The following is a 23200-nucleotide window of genomic DNA, read 5'->3' on the forward strand; positions in this document are numbered from 1 at the left end:
CCGAGTGGGAGCCGTCCTGAGGTGCGCCGGCCGGGGTGGGCGCGGCCGGTCGTGGGTGCAGGCTTGGGGGTGTGAGGCCGGCCTCCACCGCCGGGAGATTGCTTGACATACTCAACCATTGAGGTCTACGGTCAAATTACTTGAAGGCATAAACCATTCAGGCTTCACGCCTCGGAAGAGCCGCAAGCCGCCCCCCGGAAGAACCGCGAGACCCCCATGACGCACACCCCGACCCCCGCCGCGACGGACGTCCCCGCCCTCGTCGCCCGCCTGCGCGCCACCTTCACCACCGGCCGCTCCAAGCCGCTCGACCGGCGCCTCGGCCAGCTGGCGGCCCTGCGCGCGCTGCTCACCGAGCAGGCGGAGGTGTTCCAGCAGGCGCTGGCCGAGGACCTCGGCAAGAGCGCGGCGGAGGCGTACCGCACCGAGATCGGGTTCACGATCAACGAGCTCGACCACACCGTGGCCCACCTGGAGGAGTGGCTGCGGCCGAAGCCCGCGGGAGTGCCGGAGCCCTTCCGGCCGGCCGAGGCCCGGGTGGTCCGCGACCCGCTCGGCGTGGTGCTGATCATCGCGCCGTGGAACTACCCGCTGCAGCTCGCGCTGGCCCCGCTGGTGGGCGCCCTGGCGGCCGGCAACACCGCGGTCCTCAAGCCGAGCGAGCTGGCCCCCGCGACCTCCGCGGCGATGGCCCGGCTGCTGCCGCGCTACCTCGACCCGGAGGCCGTGGCCGTGGTCGAGGGCGGTGTCCCGGAGACCACCGCCCTGCTGGAGCAGCGCTTCGACCACATCTTCTACACCGGCAACGGCACGGTCGGGCGGATCGTGATGACGGCGGCCGCCAAGCACCTCACGCCGGTCACCCTGGAGCTCGGCGGCAAGAGCCCGGTCGTGGTGGAGCCCGGTGCGGACCTGGCGCTCACCGCGCGGCGGATCGCCCGGGGCAAGTTCCTCAACGCCGGCCAGACCTGCGTCGCCCCCGACTACGTCCTCGCCATCGGCCCGACGGCCGCCGCGCTGGAGGAGCAACTCGCCGCCGCCGTCCGGGAGATGTACGGGGACGACCCGGCCGCCAGCCCCGCGTACGGGCGGATCGTCAACGAGCGCCACTTCGACCGGCTGACCGCACTGCTGGCGGACGGACGGCTCGTCACCGGCGGCGGGCACGACCGCGACGCGCGCTACCTCGCCCCGACCGTGCTCGCGGACGTCGACCCGGAGGCCGCCGTGATGCGGGCGGAGATCTTCGGCCCGATCCTGCCGATCGTCGCCGTGCCCGACCTCGACGCGGCGATCGCCTTCATCAACGAGCGGGACAAGCCGCTCGCCCTGTACGCCTTCACCGAGTCGGAGCGGACCAAGCGGCGGCTGACCGAGGAGACCTCCTCCGGCGCGCTCACCTTCGGTCTGCCGGTCTCCCACCTGGCCATGCCCGAGCTGCCGTTCGGCGGCGTGGGGGAGAGCGGGATGGGCCGCTACCACGGCGAGTACTCCATCGACACGTTCAGCCACACCAAGGCCGTCGTCGACAAGCCGCTGACCGACTGACCACACGGCCGCGGCCGACCTGCCGCGGCCGACCCGCCGCAGCAAACCTGCCGCAGCCGTCAGGGCGCCGCCGGTCGGCCGACCGGCCGCCCCGAACCACCCCGGAGAAGGAACCCCGTGACCACCACCATCGACCACGGCGCCGCCGTGGCCGCCGAGACGGCCGGCTTCGTCGCCGCCGTCCGGGACGCCGACCCGTCCACCGTCGTGCCCACCTGTCCGGGCTGGACGCTGACCGACCTGGTGCGGCACGCCGGCAGCGTGCAGCGCTGGTTCACCGTCCTGCTGCGGCAGCGGATCCAGCAGCCGCCGCGCAGCCGCGAGGTCGACCTGAGCCTGCCGGCCGGGCCGGACGGCTACCCCGACTGGCTGGCCGGATCCGCGGCCGAGGCCGCCGAGGCGTTCGCCGCGGCCGACCTCGACGCGCCGATGTGGGCCTGGGGTGCCGACCAGCACGCCCGGTTCTGGGTCCGCCGGATGCTGTTCGAGACCCTGGTGCACCGCGTCGACGCGGAGCTGGCACTCGGCCGGCGCCCGGAGATCGACCCGGCGCTGGCCGCCGACGGCGTCGCGGAGTTCCTGGTCAACCTGCCGTTCGCCGCCGTGTTCGCCCCGCGCACCGCCGAGCTGCGCGGCGCCGACCGCACCATCCGGTTCACCCGCACCGACGGGGCCGGCGACTGGCTGGTCCGGCTGCGGCCGGACGGCTTCGGGCTCGACCCGGACGGGACGGACGTGACCGCCGACGCCACGGTCCGGGGTGCCGCGGCCGACCTGCTGCTGCTCCTCTACGGCCGCCTCGACCGCTCCGCCGACCGCTTCGACGTGCACGGCGACGAGCAGCTGCTGGCCCACTGGTTCGCCAACTCCGCCTTCTGAGAGGGGCGTCACCCGGCATGACCCGGCCCCGGCCGAGCGGCGGCCGGGGCCGGGGGCCAGGTGCCCGGGGCCAGCACGCCGTTGACGTAGGCGCGGGCGATCAGGGCGGTGCGGTTGGGCGCGCCCCAGCGGCGGGACAGCCGGGTGAGGTGGTAGTTGACGCCGTCCGCGGTCAGGCCGACCTCGCCGGCGATGCGGGCGCTGGTGTTGCCCGCGGCGGCCAGCGCCAGGATCCGCGCCTCCAGCGCGGTGGCCCGGGCGGGGCCGGCCGGGCCACCGGCGGGCCCGCCGGCCGGCTCGTCGTGGACGTGCACGACCAGCAGCAGGTTCAGCGGGGCGTCCGGCGCGTCGCCGATCACGTGGACGGTCGCCTCGCCCACCCGGACGGCGCCGGCGGCGGTGGTCCAGGAGACCTCGACCGGGTAGCGCGAGCGGCGGCGCAGCCGCACGGCCTCGGCGAGCGGGTGCAGCCGTCCGGCGGTGGTGGGCCGGAACAGCTCCAGGGCGTTGCGCCGGACGAGCCGGCCGGGGAGCGTGTCCCACTGCGTGGCCAGGGCGTGGTTGGCGGCGAGGATGGTGCCGCCCGCACTGCAGAAGGCGAGCGGCAGCGGGATCCGGTCGAACAGCAGCGCGGCCCGGTTGCGCCAGAACACCGCCTGCTCGTCCAGCGGCGTGGCCGGGGATCCGGACGCGGAGGGCTCGGGCGGCTCCGGGGGCCGGGCGCAGCGGTGGTCGTCGGTCGGCGGCCGGGTGTCGGGCATCGGCTGCGGCTCCCCCTGTTCGATATCCGGGCCGTCCGGTACCCGGTGCGGCGGTTCCCTAGCCGAGGACGCCGATGACGGCAATCCCCGCGCCCCCGCTTCCCCTACAAGAAGTTGTAGCACCCCGGGGATTCCTGGCGGACCGTCGGCGGAAGGGTTGGAACAGCCGCCCGTACCGGCGGTAACCGTGCTGACACCCACCCCGAAGGGCAGTCCACCCATGGCCGAGACCCCGTCCGACCTGCCGCCCGCGAGCGGCACCGTCGATGGCGTTCCCGTGATCGACGTCTCCGCGATCGGCCCGGGTGCGGTGCCCCTGCTGCAGCTGATGGAGCTCGCCAGACGCCACGGTCCGGCCTTCGTGCAGCGCCTGCACGGCCGGGACACGCTGTTCGTCAGCGGCCTGGAGCTGGTCACCGAACTCGCCGACGAGCAGCGGTTCACCAAGGCGGTCGGCCCGGCCCTGGTGAACGTGCGCGAGTTCACCGGTGACGGCCTGTTCACCGCGTACAACGACGAACCCAACTGGGCCAAGGCGCACGACATCCTGATGCCGGCCTTCGCCCTCGGCTCGATGCGCACCTACCACCCGGTGATGCTGAAGGTCGCCCGCCGGCTCCTCGACTCCTGGGACCGCCACGCCGCCGACGGCACCCCGGTGGCCGTGGCGGACGACATGACCCGGATGACCCTGGACACCATCGGCCTGGCCGGCTTCGGGTTCGACTTCGGCTCCTTCGAACGCGCCGAGCCCCACCCGTTCGTGGACGCGATGGTGCGTTGCCTGAACTGGGCGATGCACCACCTGGGCCGGGTGCCCGGAGGCGACTACCGCGAGGCCGACGAGGCGATGCGGGCCGACGCCGGCTACCTCGCCGCCGTCGTCGACGAGGTGATCGCGGCGCGGACCGCCGGCGGGGCGCGGCCCGAACACACCGACCTGCTGGCGCTCATGCTGGAGGCCGTCCACCCGGCCGACGGCGCCACGCTGGACACGGAGAACATCCGCAACCAGGTGATCACCTTCCTGATCGCCGGTCACGAGACCACCTCCGGCGCGCTCGCCTTCGCCCTGTACCACCTGGCCAAGCACCCGGCCGTGCTGCGCCTGGTCCAGCGGGAGGTGGACGCGCTCTGGGGGGACGAGGCCGACCCGGAGCCGACCTTCGAGGACGTCGGCCGGCTGCGGCTGACCCGCCAGGTCCTCAACGAGTCGCTGCGCCTGTGGCCGACCGCCCCCGCCTTCACCCGGGCGCCCCGGCAGGACACCCTGCTCGGCGGGCGGATCCGGCTGCGGGCCGGCCAGGACGTGCGGGTGGTCGTCCCGATCCTGCACCGGGACGCGGCCTGGGGCGACAACCCGGAGGCCTTCGACCCGTTCCGCTTCGCCCCCGCCGCCGAGGCGGGCCGCTCGCCGCACGCCTTCAAGCCCTTCGGCACCGGTGAACGGGCTTGCATCGGGCGGCAGTTCGCGCTGCACGAGGCGACCATGCTGCTCGCCATGCTGGTCCACCGGTACCGGCTGGTCGACCACGCCGACTACCGGCTGGCGGTCAAGCAGAGCCTGACCATCAAGCCGGACGGTTTCACCCTCACCGTCGTCCCGCGCACCCCGGCCGACCGCGCGGCGAACGGCGCGGCGCTGCCCGGCGCGGTCACGCGGGACGCCGACGCGGTGGCCCGGGGCGCCGGCGGCGCGGGCGCGGGCACGGTCGGCGGGTCGGCCGCCGGACGGGACGGGGCCGCCGGACGGGACGGGGCCGCCGGCGGGCCGACCCGGGTCCGGCCGGGTACCGGGGTCCTGCTGCTGCACGGCTCCAACTACGGCACCTGCCGCGACTTCGCCGCCCGGCTCGGCGACGCCGCCGCCGCACTCGGCTGCGACACCACCGTCGCCCCGCTCGACGCCCACGCCGACGGGCTGCCCACGGACCGGCTGGTCGTCGTCGCCACCGCCTCCTACAACGGCCAGCCCACCGACGACGCGGCCGCGTTCGTCCGGTGGCTGGAGCAGGCCGGGCCCGGCAGCGCGGACGGCGTCCGGTACGCCGTGCTCGGCGTCGGGGACCGCAACTGGTCCGCCACCTACCAGCGCATCCCCACCCTCGTCGACGCCCGCCTCGCCGCCCTCGGCGCCACCCGGGTGCTGCCGCGCGCCGAGGCCGACGCGTCCGGCGACCTGAACGGCGCCGTCGACCGGTTCACCGCGGCCCTGCGCACCGCACTGCTGGAGCACCACGGCGACCCGGACAGCACCGGCGCCCCGGGCGGTGCCGCGGCGGAGGCGATCGGGCAGGACGCCCCCGGCTACACCGTCACGGAACTCACCGGCACCGCCCTCGACCGGCTGGCCGCGCGCCACGGCATGACGGCGATGACCGTCACCGAGACCGCCCACCTCAGCCGCCCCGACTACCCGCGGGTCAAGCGCCTGGTCCGCCTCGCCCTCCCCGAGGGCACCTCCTACCGGACCGCCGACCACCTCACCGTCCTCCCGGCCAACGACCAGGAGCTGGTCGAACGCGCCGCCAAGCTGCTGCAGTCGGACCTCGACGCCGTCCTGAGCATCACCCCGACCCGGCCGCGCCGCGACGGCCTCGCCGTGGACCGGCCGGTCACCGTACGGGAGTTGCTCACCCACCACGTCGAACTGCAGGACCGGCCGACCGCCGCCCGGCTGGCCGTCCTGGCCGGGCTCAACCCCTGCCCGCCCGAGCGGGCCGCCCTGCGCGCGCTCGCCGACGCCGCGGCCGCGGCGGAGGCCGGTGCCCCGGCGGAGGTGGCAGCCGACCCGCGCACCCTGCTGGACGTCATCGAGGACCACCCCGCCCTGCACGGCAGGCTGACCTGGCCCGTCCTCCTCGACCTGCTGCCGGTGCGCCGCCCCCGGCACTACTCGATCTCGTCCTCGCCCGCCGTCGACCCGCACCACGTGGACCTGATGGTCTCGCTGCTGGAGGCCCCCGCCCGCTCCGGCCGCGGCACCTACCGGGGCACCGGCTCCGGCCACCTGAGCCGCCTGCGGCCCGGCGACACCGTCCTCGCCCGGGTCCAGCCCTGCCGCGAGGGCTTCCGGATCGCCCACGACGGGACCACCCCGGTCATCATGGTCGCCGCCGGCACCGGGCTGGCCCCGTTCCGGGGCGCCGTCGCCGACCGTCGCACCCTGCTCGCCGACGGCGCCCGGCTCGCCCCGGCCCTGTGCTACTTCGGCTGCGACGCCCCGGACGCGGACTTCCTGCACGCCGACGAGCTGCGCCGGGCCGAGCGGGCCGGAGCGGTCTCGCTGCGCCCCGCCTTCAGCGAGGCCCCCGAGCGGGGCCGCCGGTTCGTCCAGGACCGGATCACGGCCGAGGCGGCCGAGGTGTGGTCGCTGCTGGAGGCCGGCGCCGAGGTCTACGTCTGCGGCGACGGCGCCCGGATGGCCCCCGGCGTCCGCGCCGCCTTCCGCGCCGTCCACCGGCGGCACGCCCCCGGCGCCGGGCCCGAGGACGCCGAGGCCTGGCTGGACCGGCTGATCGCCGAGGGCCGCTACGTCGAGGACGTCTACGGCGGCTGACCCGCACGGCCGGGTACCCACCCGGGGTGCCCGGCCGGCAGCGGGGGGCGGCCGTACCCGGGCCGCCGTGCCGGGCGGCCGTGCCAGGGGGCGTACCCGGGCTGCCGTGCCGGAGGGCTGCCGCGCCCGGGCCGCTGTGCCAGGGGGCGTACCCGGGCCGCCGTGCCGGAGGCGCGCCCCGACGGTGCGGCACCGGACCCGCGGAACAGGGCCGATGGAACACCGTCAGGGCGCGGGACGGCGGCGCGGACCGGCGCGTGGGTCGCGGGTGCGTCCGTCCGTCAGGCGGCGTGCAGCGCGTCGCGCAGGGTGCGGACGGCCAGGCCGATGGCGGCCTCCGCGGCGTGCGTCCCGCGCAGGGCGTTGAGCATCACGAAGTCGTGGATGATGCCCTGGAAGCGCACGGCGGTGACGGGGACTCCGGCCGCGCGGAGCTTGTCGGCGTAGGCCTCGCCCTCGTCGCGCAGGACGTCCGCCTCGCCGGTGATGACCAGGGCCGGCGGCAGGCCGGTGAGCTGCTCGGTGGTGGCGCGCAGCGGGGAGGCGGTGATCTCGGCACGCTGGGCGGGATCGGTCGTGTACTGGTCCCAGAACCACTGCATGCCGTCGCGGCGCAGGAAGTAGCCGGTGGCGAACTCGTGGTAGGAGCCGGTGTCGAAGTTCGCGTCGGTCACCGGGTAGAAGAGGACCTGGTGGGTCAGGGGCACGTCGCCGCGCTCCTTCGCCATCAGCGTCAGCGCGGCGCTCATGTTCCCGCCGACCGAGTCGCCCGCGACGGCCAGCCGCGCGCCGTCGAGGCCCTTGCCCCCGCCCTGCTCGACGATCCACCGGGCGACGGCGTAGTTCTGTTCGATGGCGACCGGGTAGCGGGCCTCGGGCGACAGGTCGTACTCGGGGAACACCACCGCGGCACCCGCGCCGACGGCCAGCTCCCGCACCAGCCGGTCGTGGGTGTGGGCGTTGCCGAACACCCAGCCGGCGCCGTGGATGTAGAGGATCACCGGAAGGGTCCCCCCGGCGCCGGCCGGCCTCACGATCCGGGCCCGGACGCTGCCGGTCGGCCCGCCCTGGACGGTGATCCACTCCTCGTCGACCGCCGGCAGGGCGGTCCCGCCCGACTGGACCTCGTCGACGGCCTTGCGGCCCTCGGCCGGCGTCAGCTCGAACAGGTAGGGCGGCTCGGCCGTGGCCTGCGCGAACGCCGCTGCGGCCGGCTCCAGGACCGGCCGGGCCGGCAGGTACGTGTCCGTCATGTCATCTCTCCCAGAAGTGCGATGGATCTGCTCGGGCGGAGCCGCCCCGGGTGGTCCGAGCGTCGCCTGCCGCGCCGTGAGCGTCACGCTAGGCGCGCCGGGCGGGGGCTCCTTGTCCCTCCGCGCCTCGGGCGAGGCCGCTCCACGCACCGTCCCCGGCGGTGTCAGGCCCGCTCTCCCGGACCGCCGCCGGCGGACCGGGCCCGGGCGCGCCACTGGACCGGTGACATCCCGTACGCGTCGCGGAAGGAGCGGCTGAAGTGGGAGGAGCTGGTGAAGCCCCAGCGTGCTCCGACCGCGGCGATCGCCCGGCGGGACGCCCCGGGCTCGGCCAGCTCCCGGTGCGCGGCCGCCAGCCGGCGGCCGCGCACCCACCCGTTGACGGTGGTGCCCTGCCGCTGGAACAGCTTGTGCAGGTAGCGGAGCGAGATGCCGTGCCGGTCGGCGAGGTCCTGCGGGGTGAGGTCGGGGTCACCGAGGCGGGCGTCGGCGGAGGCCATGATCCGGTCCAGCAGGGTCTGCGCCGACTGCCCGGGACCGGCCGCCGCACGGCCGGCCAGGTCCGCGGCCAGCGCGGCGAGGAGCTCGGCGGCGGACCGGCCGAGCCGCTCGCGCACGACGGCGGGCGCGCCCGCGATCTGCGGGGCCAGCCCGGACAGCAGCGGCAGCAGCAGCGCGCCCGTGCCGCCGTCGGCGCCGGCCACGGTGGTCGCCGTGATCCGGCCCAGCGCCCGCTCGTCGAGCCAGAGCAGCGCCCGCGGGACCATCAGCACCAGGGCGCGCTGCGGCTGCGCGAAGGTGAGCGTGAACGGCCGGCCCGCGTCGAGGAAGGCCAGCTCCCCGGGGCCGAGGCGCGCGGTGCGGCCGTCCTGGTGCAGCCGCGCGCCCCCGTCCAGCTGGAGGCGGGCGAGGACGTGCCTGCGCGGGTCCGCGGCGACGGCGGCCGGGCCGCGCAGGACCGTCGCGGCGCCGGAGGCCTCGGTGGCGGTCTGCACGGCCCCGAGCCGGTCGGCGGTGAGCGAGGCCGACCAGTCGGCGGCGTCCCGCACGGACACCTCGACGTCCGCGAAGACCCGGGACAGCGCGCGCTGCCAGTGGGCCGCGCGATCCCCGGGGGCGACCGCGCGGGTGGTGAAGACCGTGGCCCGCGCAGCGGGCGGCGTGCCGCCCGCCCGCGCGGCGCCCGTCGGCGGCCCCCCGGTCACGGCGCCTCGCCGGAGGCGCGCCGGGCCTGCTCGCGCCGGAGCCAGTCCGTGGGGGAGACGCCGTAGCGGCCGCGGAACGCCCGGCTGAAGTGGGAGCCGCTGGTGAACCCCCAGCGCCGGGCGATCCGCCCCACGCTCAGCGCGTCGCCGGCGGCCGCGACGAGCTGGCCGCGGCACTCCCGCAGCCGCTGCTCGCGGATCCACCGGCACACGGTGGTGCCCTCCCGCTCGAACAGCTTGTGCAGGTAGCGCACCGAGATGCCGTGGGCGCCGGCGATGACCTGGGGCGTGAGGCCGGGGTCGGACAGGTTCCAGCGGATGAACGTCCGGACCCGCAGCAGCAGCGTCCGGTCCGCCCCGGGCAGGCCCGAGACGTCCTCGCCGAGCTGCTCGGCCGCCAGCGCGGCCATCAGGTCGACGGCGCCCCGGGCCAGCCGTTCGGCAACCGGAGCGCCGAACGTCGCGGAGGTGTCGGCCAGTTGGGCCATGAACGGCGAGGCCAGGGCCGCGAGCCCGGCCCGGGGGCGCAGCGCCCTGCCGGTGATCCGGCGCAGGTCGTCCTCGCTCCGGCCGAGCAGACGGCGCGGTACGGCGAAGATCTTCAACCGGAGGCGCTCGGGGAAGCAGGTGCGGTACGGGCGGATCGTCTCGTAGAACGCGAGGTCGCCGGGCCGTAGTTCGGCCCGGCGGCCGTCCTGCTCGACCCGGCCGATCCCGGCGCACTGCACGGTGAGGTAGACGTGCTCCCCGTCGCCGCGCGCGATGAACTGCGGGGAGCGGTGGACGTCGCCGGCGTCGGCCTCGATGGTGGTGATCTGCAGCTCGCCGAGCCGGTCGCTGCGCATGGTGGCGTCGTACGTGCCGTCCTCGGTGCTGATGTCCATGCCGACGAGCGTGGCGAGGACGGCGTCGCGCCAGAAGTCCAGGCTCTCGCGTGCCGGCACCGACCGGGTGGAGACCACGAGGCCGCGTGGGTTCGGGGCGGAGGCGGGCGGAGCGCCGCCGTCCTCGACGGGGAGTTCGACGGGGATTCCGATGGGGGCTCGGTCGGGGCCCTGGCCGGGGGCTCGGCCCGGGGCTCGGCCGGGGGTGAGGGTGGTTGCTGGCATACCGTCAGACTTCCGCGAGACCGCCCCGCCGCGCATGCGTCGGTCGACTGGTCTGCGATCCGGCCCGCGGTCGCGCGTCGGCCGGGCGCGCCGTCGTGGTCAGGCCAGCCTGGCGCGCAGGAACGCGCACCCCTGCCGCACCGCCGCCCGCGTCGGGGGGCTGTCGCGCAGCGCGTTCAGCGAGACGAAGTCGTGCACGGTACCGAGGAAGCGCGCCGCCGTCGCGTCGACCCCGGCGGCGCGCAGGCGCTCGGCGTACTGCTCGCCCTCGTCCCGGGCCACGTCGGCCTCGGCGGTGACGATCAGGGCGGGCGGCAGCCCGGCGAGCTCGGCCGGCCCGGCCGACAGCGGGGCGGCGGTGGGCAGGCCGCCGTCCTCGGGCCGGTCGAGGTACTCCCGCCAGTACCGGCGCAGCGCCTGCCGGGTCAACAGGTGGCCGGTGGCGAACCGCCGCTGCGAGTCGCTCCCGCAGCGCGCGTCGGTCAGCGGGTAGTAGAGCAGCTGCGCCCGGATCGCCGGCCCGCCGCGGGCGCGGGCGGTCATGGTGAGGGCGGTGGCCAGGGTCGCGCCGGCGCAGTCGCCGGCGACGGCGACCCGGTCCGGGTCCAGGCCCAGCGCGCCGGCGGCCGCGATCACCCACTCCAACAGGGCGTGGCATTCCTCCAGCGCCACCGGGTAGCGGGCCTCGGGCGTACGGCTGTACTCGGGGACGACGGCCGCGACGCCGGCGCCGGTGACCAGTTCGCTGATCAGCCGGGCGTGGGTGTGCGCGTCGCCCAGCATCCAGCGGCCGCCGTGCACGTACAACAGCGTCGGCAGCGGCCCGGTCGTGCCGGCCGGCCGGAACGTCCAGAAGCCCACCAGTCCGGTCGGGCCGACCGGGGCCACCCGGAAGGCGGCGTCCACGGCGAAGTCCTCGATCCGGTCGGCCTGGGCCTCCAGCAGCGCCTGCCGCCCGCCGACCGGGCCGAGGTCGTCCATCGACGGCGGGGTGGCCGAGGCCGTGACGAGCCGCTGCACCAGCGGATCGAGGACGACCGCGGCCGGCGCGGGGCCGTGCTCGTCGGGCCCGGTGTCCGGCTGCATTCCGCGTTGACCTCTCGCTCGGCTAACCGCTCTGGAGCAGGTCGCGCAGCTGGTGACGTCGGCTGATGCCGAGTTTGGGATAGACGTTGTACAGGTGCGTGCCCACGGTACGCGGTGAGAGGAACAGCCGTTCCCCGATCTCACGGTTCGAGAGGCCGGTCGCGGCCATCCGGACGATCTGCTGTTGCTGGGCCGTCAGCTCGGCCAGCACGTCGACGGACCCGGGCGCGGTGGCCACGCCGCTCGCCCGCAGCTCGTTGCGGGCCGCCGTGGTGAGCGGGCCGGCACCGTGCCGTTCGGCGAGGTCCAGGGCGGCGGCGAGCTGCTGCCGGGCCTCCGAGGGCCGGCGCGAACGGCGCAGCCAGATCGCGTAGTCGAGTCGGGCCCGGCCGCGCTCCAACGGCCAGCGCTCGCCCGCCGGGTTGACCACGGCGAGCCGGAAGTGCTGCTCGGCCCCGGCCTCCGGACCGACCAGGGCGGTCGCGTGGTGCAGCAGCAGCGTCATCCGGGCGGTCGGCCGGTCGCCCTGCTCCGCCCTGACCCGCTCCAGGACGTCCGCCGCCTCCTCCCGCCGGCCCGTCCGGCAGCCCGCGAGGGCGAGCTCGGCGATGCCGCGCGGGGACAGGAACGGATGCCGGGACGAGCCGTCCTCGGCGTACAACGACCGGAGGTGCCGGAACGCCTCCGCCCAGTCCCCGCGGGCCGCCGCCGCGAGAGCGTGGGCCCGGGCGAGGCGGGCGCCGGTGGCGCCGTTCTCCTCCAGGCCGAGGCGGTGCCACACGGGGCGTGCCGCGAAGGGCGCCCGCGACGCCACCGCCGGGTCCGGCCGGGTGCCGCCGCGCACGGCGGCCAGGGTCAGGGCCAGCGCCTCCAGGTCGGCTTCGACCCGGGGCAGGCGCAGGACGGCGGCGGTGTCGGCCGTCTCCGTGAGCAGCGCCTCCGCCTCCGCCCAGCGGCCGGTGCCCAGCAGCGTGTCCAGCAGCGGGGCCAGGAACCAGGCGCGGACGCCGAAGGCGCCCCGGGCGCGCAGCTGGGCGTCCGCCCGGCGGAACTGCTCCAGGCAGGCGTCCGGTTCGTCGGCGTGGTAGGCCACCGTGGCGACCGCGATCCGGCGGGTCAGCAGGGCGGGCCCGTCCGGGAGCGCCCCGAGCCTGGGGCGTTCGAGCCGCCGCAGCAGCCGGGCGGCGTCGCCCGGGACCGCCACCGCGAGCTCCGCGCGGCCGTCGAGGGCGGCCTGCACCCCGGGCTCGGCGAGCGCGCCCGAGGTCCACGCGGTCCCGGGCCCGGGACCGTTCGGGGGCGCGGAGCTGACGGGGGTCGCGGGGTCGGCAGGGGGCGCGAGCACGGGCACGGTGACGGCCTCGGGGGCGTCGGGATCGGCGAGGGACCAGGCCGGGCCCGTCGGGGCGGCGCCACCGCCGCCCGAGGCGGCGGTCGGCTGCGGGGCCGTCGTCGCCTCCGGTGTTCCCTGGGCCGCCGTCGGCGCCCCGGCGCGGGCCGCTGCCGTCGCGCGGGCCCGGGCGAGCAGCGCGGGCAACTGCGCCCGGTGCTCCGGCAGACCGGACTGCTCCGCGATGCCCGCCGCCACGGCCACGAGGCCGAGCGCGGACGGCCCGTCGGCCGCGAGCGCCCGGTCCGCCGTGTCCGCCAGCAGGTCGAAGGCCTCCCGCTGGTCGGCCGCCAGGGACAGCGCCGCACCCACCGCCCGGGCGGCGGTGGTGCCGAGCCCGGCGTCGCGGTTGACCGCGACGAACTCCCCGTACAGGTCCCGGACCCAGTCGGAGCTCCCGACGGCCTGCGCCGCCGCCAGCGCCTCGGCCAGCCGTCGGGCGCGCCCGCGGTTGCAGGTGCTGAGCCGGGCGGCCTGCTCCAGGGCGAGCGCGGCGGTGAACGCGTCCGGCGAGCGGGCGGCGCCGTCCTCCAGCGCCCGGGCCACCGACTCGTCCGGGGTGAGCGCCGCCGCGGCCCGGTGCAGGGCCCGGTGCGCCGGGTCGCCGTCCGCCACGGCGGCGAGATCCAGGTGCGCCCGGTACCGCTGGTGGGCCGGCCCGTCGGTGCGGGCGGCGGCCCGGGCCAGCGGATGGCGGAACACGATCCGGCCGTCGAGGAAGGCGATCAGTCCGGCCTCCTCGGCGGGCGCCCAGACCGCCAGGTCGCCGCAGCCCGAGGCCGCCATGACGGTGGTCGCCCGCTCGCCGGGCAGGGCCGCCGCCGCGTGGCCGAGCGCCCGCCGGGTGTCCGGCGGCAACGCCCGCAGCCGCGGCAGGAAGGCCTCCCCGGCCCGGGCGCGCCGGGCGGCGGGGACGAACGGCAGCCTCGGGTCGTCCTGCGCGAGGCGGCCCAGTTCGAGCAGGGCCGACGGGTTGCCCTGGGCCTGTCCCAGCACGTCCAGCCTGGTCCGGCCGGTGGGCGCGCCGGGCTGCGCGTCCAGCAGGGCCGCCGCCGACCGGGCGGACAGCGGGGCGATCCGCAGGACCTCCGCCTCCGCGGGCAGTCCCGCCGGGGCGGTGTCCCCGCGCAGCGCGAACAGGAAGGACGCCGGGCCGTCGGCCGACTGCCGGACCAGCGCGCACAGCACCTCCAGCGACGGCCGGTCGCAGTCCTGCACGTCGTCCACGGTGACCAGGACGGGGCCGGCCGCTCCGAGGTGGGTCAGCAGGGCCTGCACGGCCGTCTGCACGGCCGGGCCGGCCGGCGGCGCGGGGAGCGGGTCGGGGAGCGGGCCGGCCGGGGCTCCGGCGAGCGGGCCGACGGCGGACTCCGGCCCGGGCTCCAGCCCGACGGCGGTGCTCAGGACCCGCCCGTGCGGAGCGGGCAGGGCGCGGAGCACCTCCAGGACCGGGGCGAGCAGCCCGCGCAGGCAGGCGTACGGGCGGCGCCGCTCGGCCGCCCAGCCCCGGGCGGACAGCACGCGCACGCCGCCCCGGTGGGCCAGCTCGCGTGCGGCGGCGAGCAGACGCGTGCGGCCGACGCCCTCCTCACCCAGCAGCACCAGGGCCGGGGGCTCGCCGGGACCGCGTTCGAGGCAGCGGCGGATTCGCTCCAGCTCGGCCTCCCGGCCGACCGGGCGCCCGCCCGTCCACGCGGTGCCCGCCCCCGCGGTGCCCGCCCACCCGGGGGTCCCCCCGCCGTCAGCCGCCGCATCCAGGTTCGTTCCGCCCGACGTCCCGTTCGTCATCCCCGCACTCCGCTCCTTCCCCGTGCCCGTCAGCCGGTCTGCGGGTGCGTTCCCGGACCGGCCCGCCGATCCTCCCGGCCGGCGCGGCCGGTGCGCTTCTGTCAGATGACCGGTCATCGCCGCCGGCCGGGCGTCCCGCCCGCCACCGCCCCCTTGATCGACTTCGCGGTCCGGCTGGCAGGATGGCCACCGACGGGGGAGACCACAGCAGAGAGGGACAAGGTGGACACGGGCGCCGACGACGTCGCCGGGCAGCGGATCCTGGGCAGGGACCCCGAGCTGTCCCGCATCGCCAGACTCCTGGACGCGGTGCACGGCGGAGGTCCGCAGGTGCTGGTGCTCACCGGGGAGCCCGGCGCGGGGAAGAGCACCCTGGTCGACCGGGCCGCCGAGCGGGGCGCCGCCAAGGGGCTGCGGGTCCTGCGGGTCCGTGGCAGCGAGGGCGAGGCGGGCCTCGGCCTGTCCGGCCTGCACCAGCTGCTCCGCCCGCTGCTGCCCGGCATCGACCGGCTGCCCGAGAGCCAGCGGGACGCGCTGCGCTGTGCCTTCGGCCTGCTCCCGGCGGGAACCGTCCCGGTCGAACCGCTCTACCTGTGCGCCGGGGTGACGTCGCTGATCGCCGACGCCGCCGCCGAGCAGCCCCTGCTCCTGCTCGTCGACGACGCGCAGTGGCTCGACCTCGGCTCGCTGGACGTCCTCGCCTTCGTCGCCCGCCGGTTCGAGGGCGACCCGGTGGTGCTGCTCCTCGCCGCCCGCGAGGACAGCGTGCCGGTGCGCTTCGACCGGGACTTCCCGCACCTGGTCGCCGGGCCGCTCGAACGCAGGACGGCCGGGCTGCTCCTCGACACGCTGCCCGAACCCCCGCGCGGCCGGGCCCGCGCCTGGATCCTCGAACAGGCCGCGGGCAACCCGCTCGCCCTGGTCGAGCTGGCCCGCGCGCTCGCCAAGGGGCGCGGTGACCTCGGCGCCGCCCCGTCCCTCCCGCTCACCAACCGCCTGGAGCGGCTCTTCGCCGCCGACCTGCCCACCCTGCCGGCCGAGACCCGCAAGGTCCTACTGCTGGTCGCCGCCGCCGGCACCGCGCAGCTGGCGGACGTCGTCGCCGCCGCCCCGGCCCTCGACGTCGCGCAGGCGCTGCACCCCGCCGAGCAGGCCGGCCTGGTGCACGTCGAAGGCGGGCAGGTCCTGCTGCGCCACCCGCTGGTGCGCACCGCCGTCCAGCAGGCCGCCGGCTTCGCCGAACGCCGCGAGGCCCACCTCGCGCTGGCCGCCGCCCTGGCGCACGAACCCGACCGCCGGGCCTGGCACCTGGCCGCCGCCGCGCTCGGCCAGGACGCCGAGGTAGCCGACGCCCTGGCCGAGAGCGCCGAGCGCTCGCGCGGCCGCGGCGGGCACGCGGCCGCCGCGGCGGCCCTGGAGCGGTCCGCCGAACTCACCCCCGACCCCGGGCAGCGCGCGGTGCGCCTGATCGCGGCGGCGCGGTCCGCCATGTTCGGCGGACACCCGCAGTGGGTCGGCGAGCTCACCGCGCGGGTCGACGGCCTCACCGCCGACCCGCTGGTGCGCGCCGAGGCCTCGCTGCTCGGCGGCTGGGCGCTCGGCGTCACCCGCCGGCACGACGAGGCGCTCGCGCTGATGCTCCCGGTCGGCGAGGCCATGGCCGCCGCCGCCCCCGCCCTGGCGATCGGGGCCCTCGGCACGGCGGCGACGTCCGTCTACAACTCCGGGGACCCCTTCCACCGGACCGAGTTGGAGCGCATAGCCGGCCTGGTCGTGGCCGAGGTGAGCCCCGCCGACCGGGCCTGGATCGAGGCGTCGACCCACCCCCACACCCGGCGCGGCCGAGTCCTGGCGCTCCTCGACCAGGCCGTGGCGGCGCTGCCGGAGGACGGGCTGGCCGAACTCACCACGGTCGGCGGGGCCGCCTGGATCATGGACGAGACCGAGCTCGCGGTCCGGCTGCTCGGTGGGGCCATGGACCACCTGCGGCGGGCCGGCACCGCGGGGATGAACGCGACCGTCGCGCAGGCCCTCGCCCTCGCGCAGTTCGAACGCGGCGCGTGGGCCGAGGCCCTGAGCAACGCCGAGGACGCGTTCTGGATGGCCGCCGAGGCCGGGGCCGACAACGTCACCACCGGCGCGCCCCTGCTGCAGGCCACCGTGGCCGCCTTCCGCGGTGACCACGCGGCCGCGTGCGCCCGGGCGGAGGCGGCGGTGCGCGGCGTCGACCTGCGCAAGTCCCTCAGCCTGCAGGTGCGCTACCGGTACGCCCGGGGTGTCGCGGCCACGGTCGAGGGCGACCACGAGGGCGCCTACGAGCACCTGCGCGCCACCTTCACCCACGACGCCGAGCCGGGCCCGGTGCACTACCACGCCTCCGTCTACCACCTCGCCGACCTCGCGGCCGCCGCCGTCCGGGTCGGCCGGACCGAGGACGCCCGGGCGGTGCTGGCGGCCACCGGGCGGACCCTCGGCGCCGACCGGTCCGCCCGGGTGGACGCCGTCGTACGGCGGGCCACCGCCCTGCTCAGCGACTCCGACGAGGCCGAGCACCACTTCCTGGCCGCCGTGGCCGATCCGGCGGCCGCCCGATGGCCCTTCGAACACGCCCTGGCCCAGCTGGACTTCGGCGAGTGGCTGCGCCGCCGGCGGCGCTCCGCCGAGGCACGCCCGCAGCTGGGCGCGGCGCTGGAGGTCTTCCGACGGCTGGACGCGCGCCCCTGGCAGGACCGGGCGGCGGCGGAGCTCCGGGCGGCCGGCGCGTCGGTGCCCCAGTCGGGGGTGACCGCGAGCCCGGCGGCGGGCCTGACCCCGCAGGAGCGGCAGATCGCGGAACTCGCCGCGCAGGGCCTCACCAACCGCGACATCGCGGCGCGGCTCTTCCTGTCACCCCGGACGGTCGGCTACCACCTGCACAAGATCTTCCCGAAGCTCGGCATCAAGGCCCGGGCCCAGCTCCGGGACGCCCTCTCCGACGCCGCGCCGCCCCGGGGGTGAGCACCGGGCTGCGTCGGATCACGTGCCGCCCCGGGGAACGGGTACCGGGCTGCGTCGGATCACGTGCGGTGACGGTGGGTACCGGGCCGCGTCGGACGACGTGGCGCGGCAGGACGGCGACCGCGGGCGGCGGCTCGCCGGGCGGACGCGCCACCGTCACCTGCCAGGAGGGCGCGTGCCGGTCGAACGGTACGAAGCCGGGCGGGGCACCCGAGGTGCCCCGCCCGGTGAGCGCGGCCCCGCCGGCCGTGCGGAGGGCGGCTACGCGACGCCCTTGACGGCGGCGAGGATCATGTCGGCGACGGCGTCCGGCGCGGAGGCCGGCAGGGCGTGCGAAGCACCCGGGATCACGGCGGCCTCGCGGGCGCCGGCCCGTTCGGCCATGAAGTGGTGGGCGGCCAGCGGGATGTTGAGGTCGAGCTCCGGGTAGACGAACCAGGACGGCAGGTTCTTCCAGGCCGGCTCGCCGGAGCCCTCGTTGAGGGCGACGTCGCGCAGCGGCCGCTGGGCGGCGGCGTCCAGGGCGGCCTGCTCGGCGGTGAGGTCCGCGGCGAACTGCGCGTGGTACTTCTCCTGGGCGATGTACAGGTCCGTGGTGCCGTCCGGCAGCGCCACCGGGGCGATGGTCCCGCCGAGCGTCGAGCCCGGGAACCTGCCCGACAGTTCGCCGATGCTCTCACCCGCCTCGGGCGCGAACGCCGCGACGAAGACCAGCCCCTTCACGTTCTCCCGGCCGACGGCGGCGTTGGAGATGACCGCGCCGCCGTAGGAGTGGCCGACCAGGACGACGGGGCCGTCCACCGCATCGAGGACGGAACCGAGGAAGGCCGCGTCGCCGCTGAGGCTGCGCAGCGGATTGGCGGCGGCGATCACCCGGTGGCCGGCGGCCTGGAGACGGGCGGTGACGCCGTTCCAGCTGGCCGACTCGGCGAAGGCGCCGTGGACGAGGACGACGGTGGGCAGGCCGGTACCGGCGGTGGTGGTCACGTGGTCTCTCCTGGTGCGGACAGTGCGCCGGTCCCTCGACCGGCGTCCGTCCCGGAGGCTAGACAGGGCCCCGGGGCGGGAGTTGGTGCTGCGCGCACCGCTTCTTGCCCGAGCGTGAACCGGCGGTGGGCCTCGACGCGGTCGCCCCGGACGGTTCCCGGCCGGCCGTCAGGCTGCGGGCCCGGTTGAGGGTTTCGCTTGAACGTTCCCGTTGAGCGTTTCGGTTGCGCCTGGCCGCTGGGCGTTCCCGCTGCGTCTGGCCGCTGCGTCTGGCCGCTGCGTGGGCCCGCTGTGCGTTCCCGCTCGGACAACGGGTCGTGCCCTCACGGGACATCCCCGCCTCCGCCCGGCTCCTACGGTCGACGGGAGACCCGCCCGGACCGGACGGTGGCCGACCTCCGGCGCACCGGCCCCGAGCCCCGGCACCGCCCGGTCGCCGCTACCGCGTCGCGGTTCCGGCAGTACCGGGACGCCGCTGCCGGGCCGCCCGGTGCGGCGTCCCTTCACCCCCTCACCCCCTCACCCCTTCACCTCCTCAACCTCCGAGAAAGCCGGTGGACCATGCCCTTCGTCACCGTCGGCCACGAGAACTCCGAGCCGGTCCGCCTCTACTACGAGGACCACGGCACCGGCCGCCCGGTCGTGCTGATCCACGGCTGGCCGCTGAACGGCGCCTCGTGGGAGAAGCAGGCGACCGCCCTGCTGGACGCCGGCCACCGGGTGATCACGTACGACCGACGGGGATTCGGCCGTTCGGACCGGCCGTACGCCGGCTACGACTACGACACCTTCGCCGCGGACCTGCACCGGCTCCTCGACCACCTCGGCCTGACGGAGGTGTCGCTGGTCGGCTTCTCGATGGGCAGCGGCGAGGTGGCCCGGTACCTCGGACGGTACGGCTCGGCGCGGATCGCCGAGGCGGTGATGATCGGCGTGGTCCCGCCCTTCCTGCTGCGGACCGCCGAGAACCCGGGTGGTCTGGACGCGGCGGTGTTCGAGGACATCCGGCAGGGGATCGTCGCCGACCGCCCGGCCTTCCTGGCGGGATTCCTGCACGACTTCTACAACGTGGACGTGCTGGGCGGCGACCGGGTCTCCGACCAGGTGGTCCAGTACAGCTGGAACGTCGCCGTCGAGGCCTCCGCGCATGCCACGCACGCCTCCGTGGCCGCGTGGCCCACCGACTTCCGGGGCGACCTGCCGAAGATCGACGTTCCGACCCTGATCATCCACGGCGACGCGGACCGCACGCTGCCCCTGGAGGCGACGGCGATTCCGCTCGCGGGACGGATCGCCGGCTCCCGGCTCGTGGTGGTCCCGGGCGCCCCGCACGGCCTCATCTGGACGCACGCCGCGGAGGTCAACGCGGAGTTGCTCGGTTTCCTGGGCGCCTGACCGCCGTGCTCCCGGCCGGTTCACCCGCGCCACCCCACCCCGTCACCCGCTTCCGCCCCCGCTTGCCCCGCCTTTCCCGCCGCTTGCCCGCCCCGCCAGGTCCGTCCGTCCGCCCGCCGGAGCAGCCGGTGGCGGACGCCGCACAGACAGGACGAAGTGCCCATGGTCCCCGACGCCACCACCCCGATCGCCGGCGACGGCCGCCGCACCCTGCCGCCCGCGCTGGTCGCGCTCACCGTGGTGAGCGGATTCCTCGACGCGGTCAGTTACCTCGGCCTGGGCCACGTCTTCACCGCCAACATGACCGGGAACGTGGTGGTGATCGGCTTCGCGGCCGTCGGCACCAGCGGCTTCTCGGTGGTGGGCTCGCTGCTCTCGCTCGCCGCGTTCCTCGCCGGGGCCGTACTGGCCGGCCGGACCGAGGCCCGGCTGCGCGGACGGGGTCGGGCCCGGTGGGTGCGCGCCGTGGTGACGGCCGAGGCGGTCCTGCTGGCCGCCGGTACCGGGCTCGCCTTCACCTGCGACGCCGCGACCGTCACCGACCTGCTGATCGTGCTGATGGCGCTGGCCATGGGCCTGCGCAACGGCACGGTCCGCAAGCTCGCCGTTCCGGACCTCACCACCACCGTGCTGACGCTGACCCTGACGGGCCTGGCCTCCGAGTCCTCGCTGGCCGGCGGCGACAACCCCCGGGCCGGCCGCCGGCTCGGCTCGGTCGCGGCCATGCTCGCCGGAGCGGCGGCCGGGGCGACCCTGGTGAACCGGGTCGGGCTCGGCTGGCCGCTGCTGGTCTCCACCGTCCTGGTCGGCGCCACCGCGCTCTGGTACCGCGACGCGGGCGCCGGCACCGGAGCGGGGGCCGCTGCCGGCGCGTCCTGACCGCCCGTCTGCGGCCGGTCCGACCTACGGCCGGGCAGGCCGCGCTCGAATATGCAGACCGGTCTACAGATGACGAATATGCAGACCGGTCTACAGATCCTGACGGCCCCTATGTCGACCGGTCTACCTAGCGCGACCGGTCGACCCGCCTCCCCGCCTCCCCGTCCCACCTCCCCGTCACCTCCCCGTCCGCCCTTCCCCTCCGCCCCCGAACCGGGGCGGATTCCCGTCCGGTCGGCCCCGGAGGGCCCGACCCGAACCCGAAAGGAGGCGGACCCATGGCGACGATGCCCGTCGGCGGGCTCCCGCCGCACGACACCGACCGCCCCGCCGACCTGGTGGTGCACAACGCGAAGGTTCACACCGGCACGGCGCTGCCGGCCGCGGTCAGCGCCGTCGCCGTCCGTGACGGCCGGATCGCCGCCGTCGGCCACGACGCCGAGATGGCGCCGCTCATCGGCCCCGGCACCCGGGTGGTCGACGCGGTCGGCCGCCGGGTCGTCCCCGGCCTGAACGACAGTCACCTGCACGTCATCCGCGGTGGCCTGAACTACGTCCTCGAACTGCGCTGGGACGGCGTCCGCAGCCTCCGCCGGGCCCTGGCGATGCTCCGGGAGCAGGCCGCCCGCACGCCCAAGGGCCAGTGGGTGAGGGTGGTCGGCGGCTGGTCGGCCGACCAGTTCGCCGAGCGCCGCCTGCCCACCGTGGCCGAGCTCAACGAGGCCGCGCCGGACACCCCGGTCTTCGTCCTCCACCTCTACCAGTCGGCGGTCATGAACCGGGCGGCCCTCGCCGCCGCCGGCTACACCCGGGACACCCCCGACCCGCGCGGCGGCCAGATCGTCCGGGGCCACGGCGGTGAGCCGACCGGCATGCTGCTGGCCGCGCCGAGCGCACTGATCCTCTACTCGACCCTGGCCAAGGCGCCCGTCCTGGACGAGGCCGACCGGATCACCTCGACCCAGCACTTCCTGCGCGAGCTCAACCGGTTCGGGCTCACCTCGGCGATCGACGCCGCCGGCGGGTTCCAGAACTTCCCCGACAACTACGGCACGGTGATCGAACTGGCCCGCACCGGCCGGCTCTCGCTGCGCATCGCCTACCACCTGTTCCCGCAGACCGCGGGTCAGGAGATCGCCGACCTCACCCGCTGGATCGGCACGGTCCGTCCCGGCGACGGCGACGAGTGGCTGCGACTCAACGGCGCCGGCGAGAACCTCACCTGGTCCGCCGCCGACTTCGAGAACTTCTCCGAGCCCCGGCCGGAACTCGGTGCCTACGAAGGCGAGTTCGAACAGGCCGTCCGGCTGTTGACGGAGCACGGCTGGGGCTTCCGGCTGCACGCCACGTACGACGAGACCATCCGCCGCGACCTCGCGGTCTTCGAGAAGCTCGCCGCCGACGGGCTTTTCCCGGCGGGCAACCGCTGGCTGTTCGACCACGCGGAGACGGTGTCCCCGGACAGCCTCGACCGGATCGCCGCCCTCGGTGGCGCCCTGTCGGTGCAGAACCGGATGTCCTTCCAGGGCGAGGCGTTCATCCGCCGCTACGGCGCCGCCGCCGCCCTGCAGGCACCGCCGATCCGGGCGATGCTCGACCGGGGCCTGACGGTCGGCGCCGGCACCGACGCCACCCGGGTCTCCTCGTACAACCCGTGGCTGGCGCTGTCCTGGCTGGTGTCCGGCCGCATGGTCAGCGGGCGCACGCTGTACCCGGGGGCCGGCCGGGTCGACCGCCGGACCGCGCTGGAGATGTACACGGTCGCCGGTGCCCGGCTCACCGGGGAGGAGGACGTCAAGGGCGTGCTGCTGCCCGGCTACTACGCCGACCTCACCGTCCTGTCCGACGACTACTTCACCGTTCCCGAGCCGGAGATCCAGCACATCGAGTCCCTGCTGACCGTGGTCGGCGGCCGGATCGTCTACGCGGCCGGTGAGTTCGAGGGGCTGGACGAGCCACTCCCGCCCGTGGTCCCGCTCTGGAGCCCGGTCGCACGGTTCGGGGGCTACCAGGCCGCCCTCCCCGCGGCGGGCGGGGTGCGGCAGGCGGAACTGCTGGGCGAGGCGGCCGCCGAGTCCGCGGAGCACCTGCGGTGGCGGAACGCCCGGGACCTCGGCGCGCCGGCCGGGGGAGCGGCCCCCGACCCCTGCTTCGCGCTCTGAGCCATGCGCTCCGGGCGCGCGCTCCGGGCCTCGCCCTCCGGGCCGTGCGCTCGGGGCCGTGCGCTCCGGGCCTGCACCCTGAGTCTCGAGCGCCGAGCCGTGCGCCGAGCCTCGTGCGCTGAACCCGGCACTCCGAGATACGGGTTCAGGAACCGACTCGGGTTCCGGAGCCGCGAGGGGCGGGTGCCCGATCCCCACGGAT

The 23200-nt window shown here is 76.5% G+C and carries 14 protein-coding genes; 7 read left to right on the forward strand and 7 right to left on the reverse strand.

The annotated features are described in order from the left end of the window. Nucleotides 1–216 precede the first annotated feature (216 nt). Together ACFVHB_RS26265 and ACFVHB_RS26270 are read left to right on the forward strand one after the other, a co-directional pair. Nucleotides 217–1548 (forward strand): aldehyde dehydrogenase family protein, encoded by a 1332-nt coding sequence (locus ACFVHB_RS26265; protein ID WP_380327084.1) that lies wholly within the window; start codon nt 217–219, stop codon nt 1546–1548. A gap of 117 nt (nt 1549–1665) precedes the next feature. Then, entirely contained in the window at nt 1666–2427 is a 762-nt protein-coding gene (locus ACFVHB_RS26270; RefSeq protein ID WP_380327087.1) for a maleylpyruvate isomerase family mycothiol-dependent enzyme, read from the forward strand. 8 nt (nt 2428–2435) lie between these two features. On the opposite strand, the gene ACFVHB_RS26275 is transcribed toward ACFVHB_RS26270, so the two are convergent. Continuing rightward, nucleotides 2436–3188, reverse strand: coding sequence for a LuxR C-terminal-related transcriptional regulator (locus ACFVHB_RS26275; protein ID WP_380327090.1), 753 nt, complete (start codon nt 3186–3188; stop codon nt 2436–2438). Nucleotides 3189–3408: 220 nt separating this feature from the next. Between ACFVHB_RS26275 and ACFVHB_RS26280 the strand changes: the two genes are divergently transcribed. Continuing rightward, nucleotides 3409–6747 carry a bifunctional cytochrome P450/NADPH--P450 reductase gene (locus ACFVHB_RS26280; protein WP_380327093.1) on the forward strand — a complete coding sequence of 1113 codons (3339 nt, stop codon included), beginning with the start codon at nt 3409–3411 and terminating at the stop codon, nt 6745–6747. 281 nt (nt 6748–7028) lie between these two features. On the opposite strand, the gene ACFVHB_RS26285 is transcribed toward ACFVHB_RS26280, so the two are convergent. The 5 genes from ACFVHB_RS26285 to ACFVHB_RS26305 form a co-directional block, all read right to left on the reverse strand. Continuing rightward, nucleotides 7029–8000 (reverse strand): alpha/beta hydrolase, encoded by a 972-nt coding sequence (locus ACFVHB_RS26285; protein ID WP_380327096.1) that lies wholly within the window; start codon nt 7998–8000, stop codon nt 7029–7031. A 164-nt stretch (nt 8001–8164) separates the two neighbouring features. Then, complete coding sequence (locus tag ACFVHB_RS26290) at nt 8165–9205, reverse strand: helix-turn-helix domain-containing protein (RefSeq protein ID WP_380327099.1); 1041 nt, start codon at nt 9203–9205, stop codon at nt 8165–8167. After that, on the reverse strand, nt 9202–10314 hold the full coding sequence (locus ACFVHB_RS26295; protein ID WP_380327102.1) for a helix-turn-helix domain-containing protein: 1113 nt from the start codon (nt 10312–10314) through the stop codon (nt 9202–9204). Before ACFVHB_RS26295 ends, ACFVHB_RS26290 begins: the two co-directional genes overlap by 4 nt. Before the next feature lie 99 nt (nt 10315–10413). Continuing rightward, complete coding sequence (locus ACFVHB_RS26300; RefSeq protein WP_380327105.1) at nt 10414–11400, reverse strand: alpha/beta hydrolase; 987 nt, start codon at nt 11398–11400, stop codon at nt 10414–10416. A 22-nt stretch (nt 11401–11422) separates the two neighbouring features. After that, on the reverse strand, nt 11423–14578 hold the full coding sequence (locus ACFVHB_RS26305) for an AAA family ATPase (protein WP_380327107.1): 3156 nt from the start codon (nt 14576–14578) through the stop codon (nt 11423–11425). A 105-nt stretch (nt 14579–14683) separates the two neighbouring features. Between ACFVHB_RS26305 and ACFVHB_RS26310 the strand changes: the two genes are divergently transcribed. After that, entirely contained in the window at nt 14684–17575 is a 2892-nt protein-coding gene (locus ACFVHB_RS26310) for an AAA family ATPase (protein WP_380327110.1), read from the forward strand. Between the two features lie 261 nt (nt 17576–17836). Here ACFVHB_RS26310 and ACFVHB_RS26315 read toward each other — a convergent pair whose 3' ends face one another. Further along, a complete protein-coding gene (locus tag ACFVHB_RS26315; RefSeq protein ID WP_380327113.1) occupies nt 17837–18562 on the reverse strand; it encodes an alpha/beta fold hydrolase in 726 nt (241 codons plus the stop codon). A gap of 561 nt (nt 18563–19123) precedes the next feature. On the opposite strand from ACFVHB_RS26315, the gene ACFVHB_RS26320 reads away from it, so the two are divergent. The 3 genes from ACFVHB_RS26320 to ACFVHB_RS26330 all read left to right on the forward strand — a co-directional run bounded on the left by ACFVHB_RS26320 (nt 19124) and on the right by ACFVHB_RS26330 (nt 22998). Continuing rightward, nucleotides 19124–19957 carry an alpha/beta fold hydrolase gene (locus tag ACFVHB_RS26320; RefSeq protein WP_380327116.1) on the forward strand — a complete coding sequence of 278 codons (834 nt, stop codon included), beginning with the start codon at nt 19124–19126 and terminating at the stop codon, nt 19955–19957. A gap of 162 nt (nt 19958–20119) precedes the next feature. Continuing rightward, nucleotides 20120–20836: a YoaK family protein gene (locus ACFVHB_RS26325; protein WP_380327122.1), complete on the forward strand. Its 717-nt coding sequence runs from the start codon at nt 20120–20122 to the stop codon at nt 20834–20836. Between the two features lie 278 nt (nt 20837–21114). Next, a complete protein-coding gene (locus ACFVHB_RS26330) occupies nt 21115–22998 on the forward strand; it encodes an amidohydrolase (protein ID WP_380327119.1) in 1884 nt (627 codons plus the stop codon). Nucleotides 22999–23200: the final 202 nt, after the last annotated feature.

This window comes from Kitasatospora sp. NPDC127111, assembly GCF_042677465.1.
GTDB lineage: Bacteria > Actinomycetota > Actinomycetes > Streptomycetales > Streptomycetaceae > Kitasatospora.